Origin of the sequence: Nonomuraea sp. NPDC001636, from assembly GCF_040298265.1 — a bacterium.
Lineage (GTDB): Bacteria > Actinomycetota > Actinomycetes > Streptosporangiales > Streptosporangiaceae > Nonomuraea.
In genome coordinates, this window is record NZ_JBEOZT010000008.1 from 77,597 (window position 1) to 93,476 (window position 15,880).

18 protein-coding genes are annotated in these 15,880 nt (G+C 71.5%); 5 read left to right on the forward strand and 13 right to left on the reverse strand.

Annotated elements, in window-relative coordinates; translation table 11 throughout:
* Positions 1-77 precede the first annotated feature (77 nt).
* From ABT158_RS17680 to ABT158_RS17715, 8 genes are all read right to left on the reverse strand, one after another.
* Entirely contained in the window at positions 78-1,898 is a 1,821-nt protein-coding gene (locus tag ABT158_RS17680) for a M4 family metallopeptidase (RefSeq protein ID WP_352354407.1), read from the reverse strand.
* Between the two features lie 149 nt (positions 1,899-2,047).
* Positions 2,048-2,473 carry a S26 family signal peptidase gene (locus tag ABT158_RS17685; RefSeq protein WP_352354409.1) on the reverse strand — a complete coding sequence of 142 codons (426 nt, stop codon included), beginning with the start codon at positions 2,471-2,473 and terminating at the stop codon, positions 2,048-2,050.
* Positions 2,470-4,305 (reverse strand): ABC transporter ATP-binding protein, encoded by a 1,836-nt coding sequence (locus tag ABT158_RS17690; protein ID WP_352354411.1) that lies wholly within the window; start codon positions 4,303-4,305, stop codon positions 2,470-2,472. The genes ABT158_RS17685 and ABT158_RS17690 overlap by 4 nt, the downstream gene beginning before the upstream one ends.
* On the reverse strand, positions 4,305-4,853 hold the full coding sequence (locus ABT158_RS17695; RefSeq protein WP_352354413.1) for a TlpA family protein disulfide reductase: 549 nt from the start codon (positions 4,851-4,853) through the stop codon (positions 4,305-4,307). Before ABT158_RS17695 ends, ABT158_RS17690 begins: the two co-directional genes overlap by 1 nt.
* 78 nt (positions 4,854-4,931) lie before the next feature.
* Positions 4,932-5,108 carry a hypothetical protein gene (locus ABT158_RS17700; protein WP_352354415.1) on the reverse strand — a complete coding sequence of 59 codons (177 nt, stop codon included), beginning with the start codon at positions 5,106-5,108 and terminating at the stop codon, positions 4,932-4,934.
* Between the two features lie 44 nt (positions 5,109-5,152).
* Entirely contained in the window at positions 5,153-5,323 is a 171-nt protein-coding gene (locus tag ABT158_RS17705) for a hypothetical protein (protein ID WP_352354417.1), read from the reverse strand.
* Positions 5,324-5,953: 630 nt separating this feature from the next.
* Positions 5,954-6,274, reverse strand: coding sequence for an AfsR/SARP family transcriptional regulator (locus ABT158_RS17710; protein WP_352354419.1), 321 nt, complete (start codon positions 6,272-6,274; stop codon positions 5,954-5,956).
* 21 nt (positions 6,275-6,295) lie between these two features.
* A complete protein-coding gene (locus ABT158_RS17715) occupies positions 6,296-6,427 on the reverse strand; it encodes a hypothetical protein (protein ID WP_352354421.1) in 132 nt (43 codons plus the stop codon).
* A 95-nt stretch (positions 6,428-6,522) separates the two neighbouring features.
* On the opposite strand from ABT158_RS17715, the gene ABT158_RS17720 reads away from it, so the two are divergent.
* Positions 6,523-7,029, forward strand: a complete 507-nt coding sequence (locus ABT158_RS17720; protein WP_352354804.1) for a MauE/DoxX family redox-associated membrane protein — start codon at positions 6,523-6,525, stop codon at positions 7,027-7,029.
* Positions 7,030-7,758: 729 nt separating this feature from the next.
* Here ABT158_RS17720 and ABT158_RS17730 read toward each other — a convergent pair.
* Positions 7,759-8,817, reverse strand: a complete 1,059-nt coding sequence (locus ABT158_RS17730; protein ID WP_352354423.1) for a polyprenyl synthetase family protein — start codon at positions 8,815-8,817, stop codon at positions 7,759-7,761.
* A gap of 362 nt (positions 8,818-9,179) precedes the next feature.
* Between ABT158_RS17730 and ABT158_RS17735 the strand changes: the two genes are divergently transcribed.
* Positions 9,180-9,485: an nSTAND1 domain-containing NTPase gene (locus tag ABT158_RS17735; protein WP_352354425.1), complete on the forward strand. Its 306-nt coding sequence runs from the start codon at positions 9,180-9,182 to the stop codon at positions 9,483-9,485.
* A gap of 53 nt (positions 9,486-9,538) precedes the next feature.
* On the opposite strand, the gene ABT158_RS17740 is transcribed toward ABT158_RS17735, so the two are convergent.
* Positions 9,539-10,180, reverse strand: coding sequence for a TetR family transcriptional regulator (locus tag ABT158_RS17740; RefSeq protein WP_352354427.1), 642 nt, complete (start codon positions 10,178-10,180; stop codon positions 9,539-9,541).
* Between the two features lie 75 nt (positions 10,181-10,255).
* Between ABT158_RS17740 and ABT158_RS17745 the strand changes: the two genes are divergently transcribed.
* Together ABT158_RS17745 and ABT158_RS17750 are read left to right on the forward strand one after the other, a co-directional pair.
* On the forward strand, positions 10,256-11,185 hold the full coding sequence (locus tag ABT158_RS17745; RefSeq protein ID WP_352354429.1) for a zinc-binding dehydrogenase: 930 nt from the start codon (positions 10,256-10,258) through the stop codon (positions 11,183-11,185).
* Between the two features lie 170 nt (positions 11,186-11,355).
* Positions 11,356-13,200, forward strand: coding sequence for an N-acetylmuramoyl-L-alanine amidase (locus tag ABT158_RS17750; protein WP_352354431.1), 1,845 nt, complete (start codon positions 11,356-11,358; stop codon positions 13,198-13,200).
* 56 nt (positions 13,201-13,256) lie between these two features.
* Here ABT158_RS17750 and ABT158_RS17755 read toward each other — a convergent pair whose 3' ends face one another.
* Positions 13,257-14,078 carry an MBL fold metallo-hydrolase gene (locus ABT158_RS17755; protein ID WP_352354433.1) on the reverse strand — a complete coding sequence of 274 codons (822 nt, stop codon included), beginning with the start codon at positions 14,076-14,078 and terminating at the stop codon, positions 13,257-13,259.
* Positions 14,079-14,191: 113 nt separating this feature from the next.
* On the opposite strand from ABT158_RS17755, the gene ABT158_RS17760 reads away from it, so the two are divergent.
* The gene (locus ABT158_RS17760) at positions 14,192-14,800 is read left to right on the forward strand and encodes a helix-turn-helix domain-containing protein (protein WP_352354434.1); all 609 of its coding nucleotides are present in this window, start codon (positions 14,192-14,194) and stop codon (positions 14,798-14,800) included.
* A gap of 33 nt (positions 14,801-14,833) precedes the next feature.
* On the opposite strand, the gene ABT158_RS17765 is transcribed toward ABT158_RS17760, so the two are convergent.
* The gene (locus ABT158_RS17765) at positions 14,834-15,424 is read right to left on the reverse strand and encodes a hypothetical protein (protein ID WP_352354436.1); all 591 of its coding nucleotides are present in this window, start codon (positions 15,422-15,424) and stop codon (positions 14,834-14,836) included.
* An 8-nt stretch (positions 15,425-15,432) separates the two neighbouring features.
* Entirely contained in the window at positions 15,433-15,792 is a 360-nt protein-coding gene (locus tag ABT158_RS17770) for a sigma factor (RefSeq protein ID WP_352354438.1), read from the reverse strand.
* Positions 15,793-15,880: the final 88 nt, after the last annotated feature.

Sequence of the window (15,880 nt, forward strand, 5' to 3'; positions counted from 1 at the left end):
GCTCGCGCTCGCGACGCGGTTGCCTGCGCGGCCGCCGCAACCCCAGCCGGGCACGGCCCGGCTGAGGCGTCATCGGCTCATGGGGCCACGGTCAGGGTGAGCGTGGCTGTGTGGTCGAGGGCGACGCCGTCGCCCAGCACCGTGATCGGGTAGGTGCCGGACGGGGTGCTCGCGCCGACCGTGACGGTCAGCGTGGAGGTGGCGCCGGTGGTGATGCTCGACGGGCTGAAGGAGGCCGTCATGCCCGCCGGGAGCCCCCGGGCGTACAGCGAGATCTGCTGCGGGGCGCCCGAGACGACGGCGCTGCCGACGGTGACGCTCACGGTCCGGCCGGGCTGCACGCTCGCCGCGGCGGGGCTGACCGAGACCGAGAAGTCGCACGTGTACGGCTCGCCGGCCCGGGCGGGCACGCGGACGGCGTTCCACGCGGCCTTGACCGTGTTGTACTCCAGGCACGACGAGGGGAACATGTCCAGGGCCGCCTGCAGCGAGGCGCGTCGGGCCATGGTGTGCGGCCAGGCGGAGGTCTTGCGCAGCAGCGTGCCCATGTAGATCTGGCCCGCCTTGCGCGCGCCGAGCCCGACGATGGAGGAGGAGTCGCAGGTCGGGCTGGGCGGCTGCCCGTTCGTCGGGTTGCTGCCCTCGGCCAGCAGGTAGAACCAGTGATTCTGGACGCCGGCCCCGACCTGGGGCGGCATCGACGGCACCGCGCTGCTGAAGCAGTCGGGGTGACCGGGGATCAGCGACGGCTTGTACATGTAGCGGATCGGGCCGGTTCCGTCGACGTTGACCTCCTCGCCGACGGTGTAGTCCGGCGGGTCGAGGGTGGCGGGCTCGTTGGCGTACTGCTCGGTCAGCGCGCCGAAGATGTCGCCGGTGGACTCGTTGAGTATGGCCTTCTCGTTGTCGCCGAGGTCGAGGCCGGGCGTGGTGGCGAAGACGATGTGGCCGTACTCGTGCGCCACGACGTCCATCGCGGTGAGCTGGCGCAGGTTGTCGGAGGTGTGGCCGAAGACGGTGTTGACGCCGTTCCAGTAGGCGTTGACGTCGTTCAGGCCGACGCGGGCGGGGTAGCCGTCGCCGGCGCCGTTGAAGCCGTCGCGTCCCAGCCAGGTCTTGAGCATGTCCCATTCGGTGTCGATCGCGAAGAGCGTGTCGACGCAGGCGGTTTCCAGGTTGGTGCCGCTGCCGTTGCCCCAGGAGTCGTCGGGCCCGGTGAAGGCGGAGCCGTTCGGGCCGCCGCAGCGCACGTTCCGCCGCACCGGGTCGATCATGGCGAAGGACGAGCCGGTCGCCATGGTGCCGATGGTGACCGGGTTGCCGTTGTAGTAGCTGTTGCCCACCCCCGCCTTGACCTCGTCGGACTTCAGGACGACCGCGCCGGTCAGCGCGTCGACGAAGACGTGCAGCTTGCTCTCCCTGCCGCTGACGGCGCCGTGGACGAGCACCTCGTAGGCCAGCCGGCCGCGTCCCTCAGCCATGACCACCAGCCGGGGCGTGGCGATCGAGGAGACCTGGGGCAGCTGGCTCCTGGCCACCCGGGCTGCTTCGGCGGCGCCGAGCCTGGGCGTGGTGGCCACGTCCAGGGGGCTTTCCTGGGAGACGGAGGTGCTCAGGACCTCGCCGGCGGCGGTGCTGACCACGACGAAGTCGCCGCCGTAGACGGGCAGCCCCGCGTACGTGCGGGTGTAGGGCGTGTAGCGCAGCCCGCCCTGCCCTTCGGCCGGGCTTTGCCGTACGTACGCGTCCTCGGGCGAGCTGTGCAGCAGTGCGGGCCTGGCCTTCACCAGGAGGTCGGCGGGATCGCCTTTGGCGGCGTTCGCCGAACCGGGGACCGAAGTGGCCACGAGCACACAGACGGCACTCGTGACCAGGACTAACACGGCATTGCGTCTCATGGGGTCGCTCCTCCTGCGCCGGCGCGCGATGGACGGCGTCACCTGCATTTGAGTTGATGAACCACAGGAGGTCAATATCGAGGTAAACGGCCGCGCAGTTCACCGCGGGCTGGCCGTTCACGGTGGGCTTGCTGTTCACCGTACGCGCGCTAGCGCGGGGCCAGCTTGCGCAGGACCACGCCGAGCAGGCGGTCGGCCCTCAGGTAGCCCGACACGCGGGAGTCGAACGACTGCGCCGGGTTGTCGCCCACGACGACGAGGCGACCGGCGGGCACCTGAGTTCCCGGCGCGTCGCGGAGCGCGGGGATCTGCTCGCGGGGGATCGGGTCGCCGGGGACCGCTGCCAGGCGTTTGATGATCCACCGAGTCTCGCCCTCGTCCGCCATCCGTGCCAGCACGACGACCTGGCCGGTGCGGACGCGGGTGGGTCTGGCCCGCCGTACGAGGACGCGCTCTCCTGGCTGGTAGGTGGGCAGCATGCTGTCGCCCTCGACGGTCACCACCAGGTAGCGCAGCCGCAGCCAGGCCAGCGCGAGCAGCGCCAGGGCGGCAACGGCGACGACGACGGCGGTCACGGCCTGGCCGCCAGGTCGTCGCGGTAGCCGCTGGCCTGGCGGCCGTACAGGCCCGCGTAGGTGCCGCCCGCGGCCAGGAGTTCGGCGTGCGTGCCCCGCTCGGTGACGACGCCGTCGGACAGCACCACGATCGCGTCGGCGTCGCGAGTCGAGCCGAGCCGGTGCGTGATCACCACGCTGGTCCTGCCCCTCCTGAGGCGCGCGAGCTGGGTGTGCACCTCGTACTCGGCCTCGGCGTCCAGGCCCGCGCTCGGCTCGTCGAGGATCATCAGGTCCCTGTCGCTGCGCAGGAACGCCCTGGCCAGGGCCAGGCGCTGCCACTGCCCGCCGGACAGCAGCACCCCGTCCTCCTCCTCGTCCTGCTCGGGCGCGAAATCGCGGCTGAGCAGCGTGTCATAGCCGTACGGCAGGGCCGACACCGCATCATGGACCCCCGCCTCGCGGGCCGCGCGCTCCAGCCGTACGTGATCCTGGGCGGCGGTCAGGTCGCCGACGCCGACGTTCTCGCGGGCGGTCAACTCGTAGGCGACGAAGTCCTGGAACACCGCGCCGACCCTGGCACGCAGCGACTCGGGCGGTACGTCGCGGATGTCGACGCCGTCCCACAGGATCGAGCCCCGGGTCGGGTCGTAGAAGCGGCACAGCAGCTTGACCATCGTGCTCTTGCCCGCGCCGTTGCGCCCCACGAGAGCGACCGTCTGCCCGTGCGGGATGAACAGGTCGACGCCGCGCAGCACCCACGGGTGCTCGTCGCTGTAGCGGAACCACACGTCGCGCAGCTCGATCCCGCCCCGCAGCTCGGGCAGTACGGCGGGCTCGGCGGGGGCGGGCAGCCCCGGGCCCTCGCCGGTGATCCTGATGTGGTGGTGGAAGATCAGCAACTGCTCGTGCGCCATCACGCCGGCCGACACCACCGTGTTCAGCGCGGACTGCACGCCCGCGACAGCGGCCACGAACATCGACACGTCACCGACGCTCAGGCTGCCCTGCCCGGCCGCCAGGATCGCCCAGACCAGGCCGATCCCCGCCACCACCGCCGCCGCGCCCGCCAGCCCGGCCTGCACGGCGAACTCGCGCCTGTCCACCGAACGGCGGGCGGCGTTGGCGGTGCGCACCTCGCCCAGCATCCGCCCGCGCAGGAACGAGCCCAGGTCGAACAGCCGGATCTCCTTGGCGGCCTCCGCGGTCGACATCAGCCGGGCGTAGAACATCTCCCTGCGCTCGACCGGGCCGATCCGCCACATCATGTTCACCCGGCTGCGCGAGAGCCGCAGCTCGATCAGAAACGCGGGCAGCGCCGACAGCAGCACGAGCCCGGTGAACAGCGGGCTGATCACCAGCAGCGAGCCCACGAAGCCCGCCACGGTGATGGCGCTGCGCACGGCCGACAGCGCGGTGTCGATCAGCCTGCCGGGGTTGCTCGCGCTCTGCTGCGCCATCCGCAACCGGTCCAGGAAGGCCGGGCTCTCGAACGGCGCCAGGCCGGTGAAACCGCAGATCGCGGTGAACAGCTCGTCCTTGGCCCGCAGCGAGACCCGCCTGTCGACCTCGGCCCGCAGGTACTGCCCTGCCTGCGCGGCCGCCGCGGCCAGCGTGGTGATCACCGCGATCCCTACGGCCTGTCCCGGCAGCGCGGAGACCTCTCCGCGGGCGATGCCGTCGAGCACGGCCTTGGTCAGCCAGGCGAGCACGACCGGCGCGCCCGCGCCCACCAGCGTCACGGCCAGGTAGCCGATGACCTGCGCAGGTGCCGCCCTGCACACCATCGCGGCACCCCGCGCCGCGCCCGCGGCCAGGTGGCTGAACCCGGGGGTCTCCCGCCTGCCGCCCATCACGCCGCGGATCCGCTGGGCAGCCGCGCGACGTCGCGCACCCTTCCTGTTACCGCGCCCTCCCCGACCAGGAAGAAGCTGGGGAACGAGTTGACGTCGAACGCCGCGCTGACGGCGCCGCCGCCGTCCTCGAGCACGACCTGGGCGACCGGGGACAGGCTGCCGACCATCTGCTCGTGGCCGCCGCCGCGGCCGTCGATCACGACGAGCACCCGCGACCTGTCCTGGCCGGATGCCCAGGAGACGAGTTCGGGCAGCTTCTTGCGGCACGTCGCGCACTCAGCCGCGATGAACGCGACCACCGTGTCGTCGGGGAGCCGGTCGAGTGCCACCATGGTCCCGTCCACCGTACGCACGTCGAAGTCGCCGACGCGGTCACCTACGGCCAGGCCGCCCTTCCCGAACAGCCCGCCCATCTCCACGACCTCGTCCAGGGCGTCGATCAGCTTGACGTGTTCCTTCAGCCGCCTGGTCACGGCGAGGGTCATCGCCAGGTCGACCAGGCACAGCACGCCGACAAGCACCGCGACGGCGATCACGAACGGCACAGCACACCTCCGGTTCGTAAGGGGGGTGCCCGGCAGGGGGCGGCCGGGCACCAGATCAATCAGCGAGACCGCTCACCGCTAGCAATAGCGGCGCACGCAGTCGCCGCAGTGGCTGCTCCCGTTGGGGTAGAAGCAGCAGTACGCCCCATAGAACTGGGCGCCGCAGCAGTAGTAGCCGCAGTCGGTGGCGCGGGCGATGGCGTGGGGGGCGACCTTTTCCAGGATCCGGTCGGCCAGGTTGCTCAGGGTCTTCATCGAACCTTCCTCCGTTGTCACGGCATGTCGGTCCGCGGCGCCGCTCACACAGCGTTGTTCTCCTGTTTGGCCTCCAGTTCGCCCGCGACGGCGGCGTAGAGTGCGTCGATCCGCGTGGTGTGGTCACGCAACCGCCTGACCACCGCGAGGGTCAACGTCAGGTCCACCGCGCACAGCGCGCAGGCGAAGACCACGAGAGCTACCGCGAACGGCATGACTACCTCCGGTTTTCGAGGGATACTTCAGCACCATGTCCGTGCGGGCGACTCTCTCCAGGAAGCGCGGACATCGTGCTCATGGAGCTCTCCCTTCTGGGGATCGGGTTGTTGCCCGGATCATGCGCCGTGGGTCTCAGCGGATTCTCAACGGTTTCTCAATGCCGGTGCCCGTTGCTGGATCTTGTCGGCGTCGGCGTCGCCGACGGCCTCGTGGCACTCGACCGCCCGCGCATGCTCGCCCATCGCGTTGAGCACGGAGGCGATGCTGTCCCAGGCGTGGCCCTCGCCCTGGGCGTAGCCGTACTCGGCCGGCAGCCGCTGTGACCTGCGGCTGTTCTCCAGCGCCTGCGCGTACTCGCCGCGGTTGGCCCGCCACCAGCTCGCGTTGGTCAGCGCCCGCGCTCGCCGACGGCGTCGCCCGCCTGCCTGAACAGCTCCATCGCCCGTACGCGTGCCCGAGCTCCCGCCCCGGCCTGAGCCTGCTCAGCGGCACCGTCAGGCCCAGGTGGACGTGCGCCTGCAGCGCCTCGATCAGCACCGCGGCGACGAGCTCGTCCAGCGGGTGATCCTCGGCCGGCGGCGCCAGCGGCGCCAGTGCTGCCACGGCCGCGCCCGGATCGGTCTCGGTCACGGCGCGCGCCCAGCGCAGTGAGACCTCCTTGTGCTCCTCGCCCAGCGCCCTTCGGGCCCGTTCCGCCCACTCGCCGGCACCCCCGTCAGCGGTTCGCCGCGCCACAGCGTGAGCGCCTCCTCCAGCAGCGGCCCCGGATCGGATGCGGTGACCGCGCGCTCGGCCAGCGTGCGGAAGCGGGCGACGCCGACTGCTGACTCGTCCACGTCGAGCAGGTAGCCGCCCAGCCTGCGTAACACGTCGCCGTCGTCGCCGAGCACCTCGCGGCGGATCTGGGTGATGATCGTGTACAGGGTCTTCCTGGCGCCGTTCGGCACCTGCTCTCCCGAGATCCTGTTCTACAGCGTCTCCTCCGATACGACGTGCCCGACCTCCCAGGCCAGCGCGGCCAGCGCCACCTGCGGAGGGCGTATCGGGATGATCTTGCCCGCGCGTTCCCGTTCGACCGGCCCAAGCAACCGAATCAGCACGATCTTCGAGCGTAGTCATTGAGATGGCGTTGAGAAATCGCTGAGAACGACGGGCCATACTGCGTGCGGTGTCGTCGTGGACGGAGACGGTGATCATGCTTTATGTCGCTGTTGGGTGTCGTGTGCTGCTGGTCACCGTGTTCGCGGTGGCGCTGGCGAGCAAGGTCTCCGGGCGCGAGGCGTGGCGGCGTTTCGCCACGTCGGCGACGGACATGACGACCTGGCGCTCGCCGGCCGTCCCGTTCGCCGTGGCGGCGGGCGAGGCCGCGGTCATCGTGCTGACCGCAATGCCGCTGGGGTGGGCGGGCGCGGTCGGGTTCACGCTGGCGGCCGTGCTGCTGGGCGGGTTCACCGTCGCTACCCTGCTGGTCATGCGGCGGGGCGCCGCGGTGCCCTGCCGGTGCTTCGGCGCTTCGGAGACACCGCTCGGGGTGCCGCACGTCGTCCGTAACCTGGTGCTCGTTTCGCTGGCCGTACTGGGACTGGTGGCTACGGCGGGCTCGGGTGCCGCGGACGTGGGGATCGCGGTGCTGGCCGGGCTGCTCGGCGCGGCGCTCGGGGTGCTCTTCACCCGCTGGGACGACCTGGTGTCACTGGTCTAGGTCGGCCGGGTTCTCGCTGTCCGGAGCCTGCGTGGCCGGGATGATCGGGGCGAGGGCGGAGGCGAGGCTGCCCGCGAGCGCGGCGCTCTCTCCCGCGCTGCGCAGGATCGTGACCGCGCGAGGGTGCCGGTGGGCGAGCCGTCGCGGGTCTGAGTGACGCGATCGAGGTCGTCGTAACTGCTCTTGGTGGCTCCCTTGTCAGGGTCCGGAGCCTCGATCTGCCGGCCACGGAGGTCGTAGGTGTACGTCCAGACGTGGCGGAGCTGTCGGTGACCTTAGACAGCTGGCCGGTTAGACCGTAGCTGTAGGTCGTGGAATCGTAGTCGCCGTTGGGGCCGTCTCCCTTGTGCTGGCGGATCTCCGTTGTGCGCTCCCGCGCGTCGGTGATGGTGGTGGTCGGTGTGCCACCGATGGGCGGGTCCACGTGTATCCGGTCACCGCCGTACCTGGTGGTGGTTCGCCACTTCTCTTGTCCGATGCCGTTGCCGGTGAGGAACTTCTCCGCGGTTACGCGGGCCAACCCGTCATATTCGTAGGCGTTTGAGACTCCACACCGTCGGTTACCTTGAACAGAGCCGCTTCCGGCACACCGGTGGCGTAGTAGGGGGCATAGCCGCGTGGCATGGGCACCTACGAGCAGTTCGTCACCGCAGCGAATGGACGCGGCCCGCAGCGCCGGTCTGGACGTGCCGCACTGACGGCTCCGCCCTCTGGACCAGGCGGAACGGCTCAGGTGTGGGCGGAGGGCTCGGCATCTCCCACCAGGTAGATGCCGGCGAGGGTGACCGCGTCGCTGTAGACGGCCGGCGGTGGGTCGGCTTCCTGGAGGCTCCGGAGGGCCAGGCGCAGGTGCGCGTGGTTCTGTGCACGGGTCCAGGCGCGGCCGCCGCACCGGTCGATCAGGTCCGCGACGGCGGCCAGCCCCTCCTCGGCGGGCTCGCCGTCCCCTTGGTAGAACTCGGCGAGCCGCCCGCTGTCGCGGTGCCCTGATTCCAGGCACGCCGCGACCGTGGGCGTGATCTTACGACGGCGGACGTCACCGTAGCGGGACCGGCTGAGCTGCTCCGCCGGCCACAGATCCGACAGATCGTTGTGGTACTGCACCGCCATGCCGAGATGGAACCCGAACCGGCCGGCGGCCTCCACCTGCGTGCCGGAGGCGTCGGTCAGCAGGGCGGGCAGGGAGCACACCGCGCGCACGCCCTCGGCGGTCTTGGCCGCCTGCACGGAGACGGCCTGGTCGAGGCTGGTCTCGCAGCGGCCCTCGTGCTCCTCGTCGCGGACCTGGCCCGCGCACAGCTGGAGCCAGCCCGCGCGCATCGTCCGCAGCGCCTGCTGGGTGCGGGGGTGCGGGTGCTCGCCCAGGTGGGAGAAGGCAAGGGCCAGCAGGGCGTCACCGGCCATGATGGCGTGCCCGGTGGTGTAGGCCGCCAGGACGGTGGGCCGGCCGCGACGCTGGGCCTCCAGGTCGATGATGTCGTCGTGCAGGGTGGCCACGTTCATCAGGAGGTTGCCGGCGACGACGGCGGGCAGGCCGCGTTCGACCGGGCCGCCGTCGATGCCCGCGCACAGCAGGGTGAAGGCGATGCCCTTGCGTCCGGTTCCGCCGCGGACACCGGTGGCCGGCCCGCCGTCCCGGCCGGCCCAGCCGTAGTGGTAGTACACGCTCTCCCGCAGCGGTGAGGGCAGGCAGTTCACCGCGCGCATGAGCGCCGGATCGGTGATCCGCGCCGTGTCGGCGAGGATCTGCTCGGCGGTACGGCCGGGTCCGGGCGGGGCGGCAGGCATGTCGGGCGGCTCCGTTCTTCCCCGGGCAGGGTCACGTCCATGTCCATGGACGTGTTTCTGCAGGTTAAGCGGTAGGTGTAGGGGAGAGCGGGTTGCGGGTCGGTGTGTCGCCGATGCCCAAGTTTAATCTACATTGTAACGGCGTTTGCGCCGAGCCGAGCACGATCGGTGCGCCGGTGGCCAGGGAGACGGCGGCGACGGCTGCCGGGATGAATCTTTTCAGCATGAGCTCTCCTCGCTTTGTTGCCTGGACGGTCCCAGGCCGTGAATTCGTCGGCCCGCCGAGCGGATAACGGCAGGCAGGGGCCAGTCTTGGCGGCTGCTGGATTGTCTGGAACCCCGATGCGCCACCTGGACAAAACTTGATCACCTTCACCTGGCTGGGTGCGTTGTGCTGGTTTGCCCGTATTCGGGGATATGGGGGCGGCGGCGACGCGGAGCGGTGGCGGGCCCGATGGGAGGAGGCCCTCACCGCCGCCCGTGGGGCCACCGGTTCGGGCGGGGATGCGGCACGGTCGCCGTATCGGGGGCCGGCCAGGTTCGAGACGACCGATCAGGCGTACTTCTTCGGCCGGACCGCGCTGGTCGAGCGGGTGGCCGAGCTGGTGGAGGCGCATCGCCTGGTCGTGGTGGTGGGCCGGCCCACCTGCGGTCGTGACGCCCGCTGAGGCCTGGGTTCGCACGGGGGGATGGGCCGGCCTGAATCTGCAGGGGGAGCGGCTCAGTGGCTCGGTTCGTCGCCGGTGAACGTGGCCGCTGCCGGCGTCGCCGCGAAGACGGTACGGAGTTCGGTGAGCAGGTCGTCGAGCGTGGGGTCCGGTGAGGTGGTGGTCCAGCCGCGCAGGGCGGCGTGGAAGGCCGCCACCAGCAGGTCGAGCGCCAGCCTGGGCCGGTGGTCGCGGTCGCCGAGGCCGAGCCGCCTGCGCAGGGTGGTCTCGAAGGCCGCGCTGGTGCGGTCGCAGAACTGCAGCCCATGCGCGGCGATGGACGGCGTACGCTGCGACAGCTCCTGACTGAGCCGCACGCGGGCCACCCATTCCGGCCCCTCCGCCGACATCCGGCGCACCGCTGCGAGCATCGCCTCCTGCAGCACCTCCAGCACGGGACGGCCGCCGAGCGGCGCGTGCTCGACGTCGTCGAGGAGCGCGGTCCACAGCGCCTCCAGCGGGGCGGAGGCGACCTCCTCCTTGCTGGCGAAGTTGCGGAAGAACGTGCGCTTGGAGACCTCGACCTCCGCGCACAGCTCGTCGAGGGTCACCTGGTCGAAGCCGCGCTCGGTGAACAGCGCGAGCGCGGTGTCCACCAGGGCGGCCCTGGTCTTGAGCTTCTTGCGCTCGCGGAGCGGCAGCAGGTCGGCGGTCATCGTGCCCAGTGTATCTGGAGCGCATATGCCTCCTATAGGCTTATGCCACTCAGTGGCACTTTGGAGGATGTCATCATGCGCGCTCTGATCGTCGACCGTTCCGTTCCCGGTGGCCTGCGGGTGGGCCAGGCGCCCGACCCGGTGCCGGCGCCCGGCGAGGCGCTGGTCCGCGTCACCGCCACGTCGCTCAACTACGGCGAGGTCAGGCACGCCCTGCAGGAGGCGCCCGAGGGCACGGTGCTCGGCTGGGACGCCGCGGGGGTCGTCGTCCAGGCCGCGGCCGACGGCTCGGGGCCCGCCGCGGGCACGCCCGTGGTCACGCTGGGCTGGGACGGCGGGTGGGCCGAGCTGCGGGCCGTCCCGACCGACCGGATCGGGGTGGTGCCGCAGGGCGCGGACCCCGGCGCGATCAGCACGATCCCGGTCGCCGGCGCCACCGCGCTGCGCGCGCTCGACCGCCTGGGGCCGATCCTGGGGCGGCGCGTCCTGGTCACCGGCGCGACGGGCGGCGTCGGCCGGTACGCCGTGCAGCTCGCCCGGCTCGGCGGCGCGTACGTCATCGCCGCCACCGGCGACCCGGGCCGGCACGGTGACGGGCTGCGTGCGCTCGGTGCGGACGAGGTCGTCACCGCCCCCGCGGAGAGCGGCGGACGGCTCGACGGCGTCCTGGACCTGCTCGGCGGCGTCCCGCTGGTCGAGGCGTTCGACCAGCTCACCGAGGGCGGCACGCTGGTCGCCGTCGGGCACTCCACCGGCGAGGGCGAGAGCTTCCCGTTCGGCGCGCTGTTCGGCGGGCCCGAGCGCCACGACCGCTCGCTGGTGACCTTCCACCTGCTCTACTGCCAGGGCCTGCACCGCGACCTGACCTGGCTGGCCGGGCGGGTCGCGGACGGCACGCTGAGCCCGGAGATCACCTGGCGCGGCGGCTGGGACGACGCCGGCGAGGCCGCGACCGCCCTCCTCGACCGCCGCGTGCACGGCAAGGCGGTGCTCGACCTGGCGTGAGAGGCGGGCTGGACGAGCAAGGCGGAGAGCCTGTGCGGGGGTCTCTGGAAAGAAGGAGCCGGGGTCTTCAGGGGGAAGGCCGGGGTCTCCAGAAAGAAAGCGGAAAACTATGACATGTGACCTCCAGCTGGGCCCGTATCCATGCGACGGTGCAGGTGGAGGTGGTGGTGATGACGACGACGATGCCGCAGGCGTTCGAACAGGCCGCGCGGAGACACGGTGTGCCGGAGAGCGTCCTGCTCGCCGTCTCGTACATGGAGTCGCGCTGGGACTGCAACGGCGGCAGGCCCAGCACGGCCGGCGGGTTCGGCCCCATGCACCTCACCGACGGCGCCATGCTGCGCACCTCGCGGCACCACCACATCGACGGTGAAGAGGACCCGCGCGGCGACGACTCCCGGCCCGCGCTGCGTCCCGGAGAGCCGGTGGAGCGGCCGGGCGGCCTGCCCGCGTCCCTGCACACGCTCGAACGGGCCGCCGAGCTGACCGGCGAGAGCGCCGAGCGCCTGCGCAAGGACCCGGCGGCCAACATCGACGGCGGCGCGGCGCTGCTCGCCGACTACCAGCGCGCCCTGGGCGCCCCGCCGAGCGCCGACCCCGCCGACTGGTACGGCGCGGTGGCCCGCTACTCGGGCGCCACCGCCGAGGAGATCGCCGCGAACTTCGCCGACGAGGTGTACGAGGTCATCCACGAGGGCGCCACCCGCGTGACCGACAGCGGCGCCGAGGTGACGCTGCCGCCCTCTCCCGAGGTGTACCCGGCGCGCTCCTGGCTGGCCCGGCTGGACCTGCCCCGCCTGGCCGGCGCGGACGCCGTGGAGTGCCCCGACTCGCTGTCCGGCGAGTGGATCCCGGCCCCCTACAGCCCGCTGCCGAACGGCAAGTACGGCAACCACGACATCGCCGACCGCCCCACCAGCCAGACGATCCAGTACATCGTCATCCACGACACCGAGGAGCTGTACGACAAGACCCTCGACCTCGTGCGGGACCCGTCGGAGATGAGCTGGCACTACACGCTGCGCTCACACGACGGCCACCTCGCCCAGCACGTGCACACCAAGGACGTGGCCTGGCACGCCGGCAACTGGTACGTCAACGCCAAGGCGATCGGCCTGGAGCACGAGGGTTTCCTCGCCGCCGGCGGCACCTGGTACACCGAGGCGATGTACCGCACGTCCGCCAAGCTCGTGCGGTACCTGGCCGACCGGTTCGGCGTCCCGCTGGACCGCGCCCACATCCTCGGCCACGACAACGTGCCCGGCATGCTGCCGGACAAGGTGAAGGGGATGCACGAGGACCCGGGCCCGTACTGGGACTGGGCCCACTTCTTCGACCTGCTGGGCGCTCCGCTGAGCCCCGACGGCGACTCCGGCACGGCCACGGTCATGATCCGGCCCGACTACGACACCAACCGTCCGCACTACATCGGCTGCGACGACGACCACCCCGAGACCGACTGCCCGGCCCACGGGTCGGCCTCGGTCTGGCTGCACACCGGGCCGAGCGAGGACGCGCCGCTCGTCAAGGACATCGGCAAGCATCCGACGGACCAGTCCACGTTCAGCGTGTACGACCACGCCGCCCGCGCCGCCACCGGGCAGCGCTACGTCGTCGCCGAGCGGCAGGGCGACTGGACCGCCATCTGGTACCTGGGGCAGAAGGCGTGGTTCCACAACCCGGCGTCCGGTCCCGTGGCCGTGCCCAGCCGGGCCCGGACGGCGACGCCCCGGCCCGGCCTGGACTCCGTCCCCGTGTACGGCCGCGCCTACCCGGAGGAGGCAGCGTACCCGCCGGACGTCGAGGTGCAGCCGCTGGTCCCGCTGCAGTACACGTTCCCGGCCGGGCAGTCGTACACGGTCGGTCTGACCACCACCGGCGAGTACTACAGGGCGACGACCTTCGACACCACGCAGCACCGGGTGGTCCGTGGCACCCAGGAGTACCACCAGATCCAGTTCGGCCACCGCGTCATGTTCGTCAGGAGCGAGGACGTCGTGGTGACCGACGCGTGAGCGCCGGACCGGCCGGCTGCTCCGTCGCGGGCGCGGCCCGGAGCCGGCGGGCTCGATCAGCCGATCGGCGGTGCGAGGTACTCCAGCGCGTAGCCCTCGCCGGAGGGGGTCACGCGGGCGATGCCGGGTGAGTCGAGGTGGGCGCCGGCCACGAAGTGGTGCGGCCGGCTCAGCCGTTGGAGCAGCGCCGCTCGCGCGGCGCGGGCCTCGGCCTGGTCGCCGTCGAACTCCCAGGTCACCCTCGGCCGGTCGAACTGCAGCGTGGGGACGTGCACGGTGTCGCCCCAGACGAGAAGGCGGCCGGCGGAGCTCCTGATCTCGTAGACGGTGTGCCCGGGGGTGTGGCCCGGCGTCGGGAGCGCGGTGGCCCACTCGTTGATCGCCACCTTCTCCGACACGGGCACGACCCGGTCGCGGATCGGCGCCAGCCGCCGCCCGGCGAAGACCGAGGCGTCGCCCGCGCCGATCCACACGCGTTCGAGCTTCGGGAACGCCTCTGAGCCGTCCGGCGCGATCAGGCCGCTCACGTGGTCTTCGTGGTTGTGGGTGATGGCCGCGTCCGTCACGTCCGCGCGGTCGATGCCCGCCTCGTCGAGCGCGTCGTAGATCAGCCCCATGGTGGGGTCGTGCCAGGCGTCGGACGCGCCGGTGTCGATGAGCACCGACCGCGTGCCGTCGGTGACGTAGAAGGCGTTGACCGCCAGCCGCAGGTTGTCGCCGGCCAGCGGGACGGCGGCCGGCAGCTCGTCGAACGTGCGCCCGTCCTCGTCGCGCAGCCGTGTGGGCGGCATGTCGATGTACCCGTCGCGCAACGAGATCACCTGCAGCTCGCCGAATTCGAACGTGGCATGGAGCCCGCCACCCGAACTGAAACGCATGGAACCTCCGTCATGGCGGGCGCGCATCGCCCGTCTTCGATAGAAGACATAATCTTCTTTAGAAGAAACCCTACACTGTGGGACAGCGAGGTACGGATCGATCGAGGAGCACGGTGGTCGAGAAAGACGCAGACGTGGCCGGACCACAGCACGGCGACGACCTGGCCGGGGCGTTCGGCGTCAACGTGCGGCGACGACGCGAGGAGGCGGGCCTGACGCTGGAGCAGCTGTCCGCGAAGGCGTCGGTCAGCCGGGCGATGTTGTCCAAGGTCGAACGCGGTGAGAAGAGCCCGACGATCGGCGTCGCGTCGAGGATCGCCCACGCGCTCGACGCGTCGCTGTCGGACCTGATCGGCGCGCCGGCCGGGGCCGCGTCCGGCGTGGCCGTCGTCATGCGCAAGGGCCATCGTCCCGTGTTCCGCGACCCGGAGACCGGCTTCGAGCGGCACATGGTGTCGGCGGCCCCGGGCGCGGGAGGAGCCGAGATGGTCTTCCACCACCTCCCCGCCCAGGTGTCCACCGGGCTGCTGCCCGCCTATCCGCCGGGTACGGAGAAACAGCTCGTGGTGCTCGAAGGCACCCTCACCGTCGCGATCGGCGGGATCAACGAGACCCTGGAGACCGGCGACTCCCTGTTCTTCCAGGCCGACGCCGACCACGGCTTCGCCAACCGGACGAACGCTCCCTGCGAGTACATCATGTTCATCTCGCGCCGAACCTGAAGGCTGCTGCGCGGAGCGGCCACCGGCAGCCGGTCATCCGCCGGCGACCGGCTGCGGGCGACGGCAGTTGCGCGGGCGTTCCGGGCGGTCGTCGGTCCAGCCCGTCGTGGGCGTCCAGGTATGGGAGTCCATGGTCTGTCCCTTGGACAGGCCCACGGTGTCCTCTCCGGCCTTGGTGATCTCCGCCAGGATCTCGCCGGTCGCCGGGTCGAGGACGGTCGTATGGTCCTCGAGCACCTCGTCGTCCTCGCCGAACTCCCTGAAGTACCGCTTGCCCTGGTCGAAGTCCACGGCCAGGCCCTCACGGCTCAGCGGGTCCCTGACCACCCCACGGACGGCGGTCGTCGGCAGGTCCGCCAGCAGGCGCAGGACGGTGGCCCGGACCACCGGGCGGAGGGGCTTCGACAGCAGGAACCGGGCACCGGCGATGACCTCCTCCAACGGCCGCGCCGCGCCCTTGTCCTTCTTGGCCGCCTCGGCCCTCAGCCACTCCCGCAGCCCCTTCTCGTCGGCGGGCAGCGCCAGGATCTCGGCCAGGGTGTACGCGCCGAGCGCGACGGCGCCGAGCCCGCGGACCGGCGCGACGTCGCGGGTGTACTGGCACGCCGGGTTCTTCGCGAGCATCGGCAGCTTCACGCAGACGGCGGCGCTCGTGCCGCCGCGGCCTCGGCCGACCAGAGCGGAACCTCGCGCTGGCCGCGGAACCGCCCGATGACCGCCCTGCGCCGCAACACCATCCGGCTTCCGTTGAGCACGGCCGTGCGCAGGTAGGGCAGCACCTGTTCGTGGTCGGCCAGCGCGCTCCACCTGCGATACACCGCGGCGAAGGCGTCCTGGACCCCGTCCTCGGCGGTCTCCTGGTCGCCGACCAGCAGGAACGCCAGCCGTACCAGGGCAAGCCGGTGAAAAAGGAATAACTCGGTCACCGCCGCGTCGGCCGACGCCGCGGCGGCCGGAGAACGGGGAGGGCCATGGGTGATGTCGAACTGCATGTCTTCTCCATGCGCGAGCACCCGCGAAGGTTGCGTCACGACGGCATGATTCCGGCGAGCAGCTCGACCGCCGGCGGAGTTCCACGTG

Bases quoted from the DNA above. Each gene is read 5' to 3' on its own strand.
- ABT158_RS17680 (WP_352354407.1), bottom strand. From the start codon at position 1,898: ATGAGACGCAATGCCGTGTTAGTCCTGGTCACGAGTGCCGTCTGTGTG.
- ABT158_RS17690 (WP_352354411.1), bottom strand. From the start codon at position 4,305: ATGGGCGGCAGGCGGGAGACCCCCGGGTTCAGCCACCTGGCCGCGGGC.
- ABT158_RS17700 (WP_352354415.1), bottom strand. From the start codon at position 5,108: ATGAAGACCCTGAGCAACCTGGCCGACCGGATCCTGGAAAAGGTCGCC.
- ABT158_RS17705 (WP_352354417.1), bottom strand. From the start codon at position 5,323: ATGCCGTTCGCGGTAGCTCTCGTGGTCTTCGCCTGCGCGCTGTGCGCG.
- ABT158_RS17720 (WP_352354804.1), top strand. From the start codon at position 6,523: ATGCTTTATGTCGCTGTTGGGTGTCGTGTGCTGCTGGTCACCGTGTTC.
- ABT158_RS17730 (WP_352354423.1), bottom strand. From the start codon at position 8,817: ATGCCTGCCGCCCCGCCCGGACCCGGCCGTACCGCCGAGCAGATCCTC.
- ABT158_RS17740 (WP_352354427.1), bottom strand. From the start codon at position 10,180: ATGACCGCCGACCTGCTGCCGCTCCGCGAGCGCAAGAAGCTCAAGACC.
- ABT158_RS17745 (WP_352354429.1), top strand. From the start codon at position 10,256: ATGCGCGCTCTGATCGTCGACCGTTCCGTTCCCGGTGGCCTGCGGGTG.
- ABT158_RS17750 (WP_352354431.1), top strand. From the start codon at position 11,356: ATGACGACGACGATGCCGCAGGCGTTCGAACAGGCCGCGCGGAGACAC.
- ABT158_RS17755 (WP_352354433.1), bottom strand. From the start codon at position 14,078: ATGCGTTTCAGTTCGGGTGGCGGGCTCCATGCCACGTTCGAATTCGGC.
- ABT158_RS17765 (WP_352354436.1), bottom strand. From the start codon at position 15,424: ATGCTCGCGAAGAACCCGGCGTGCCAGTACACCCGCGACGTCGCGCCG.
- ABT158_RS17770 (WP_352354438.1), bottom strand. From the start codon at position 15,792: ATGCAGTTCGACATCACCCATGGCCCTCCCCGTTCTCCGGCCGCCGCG.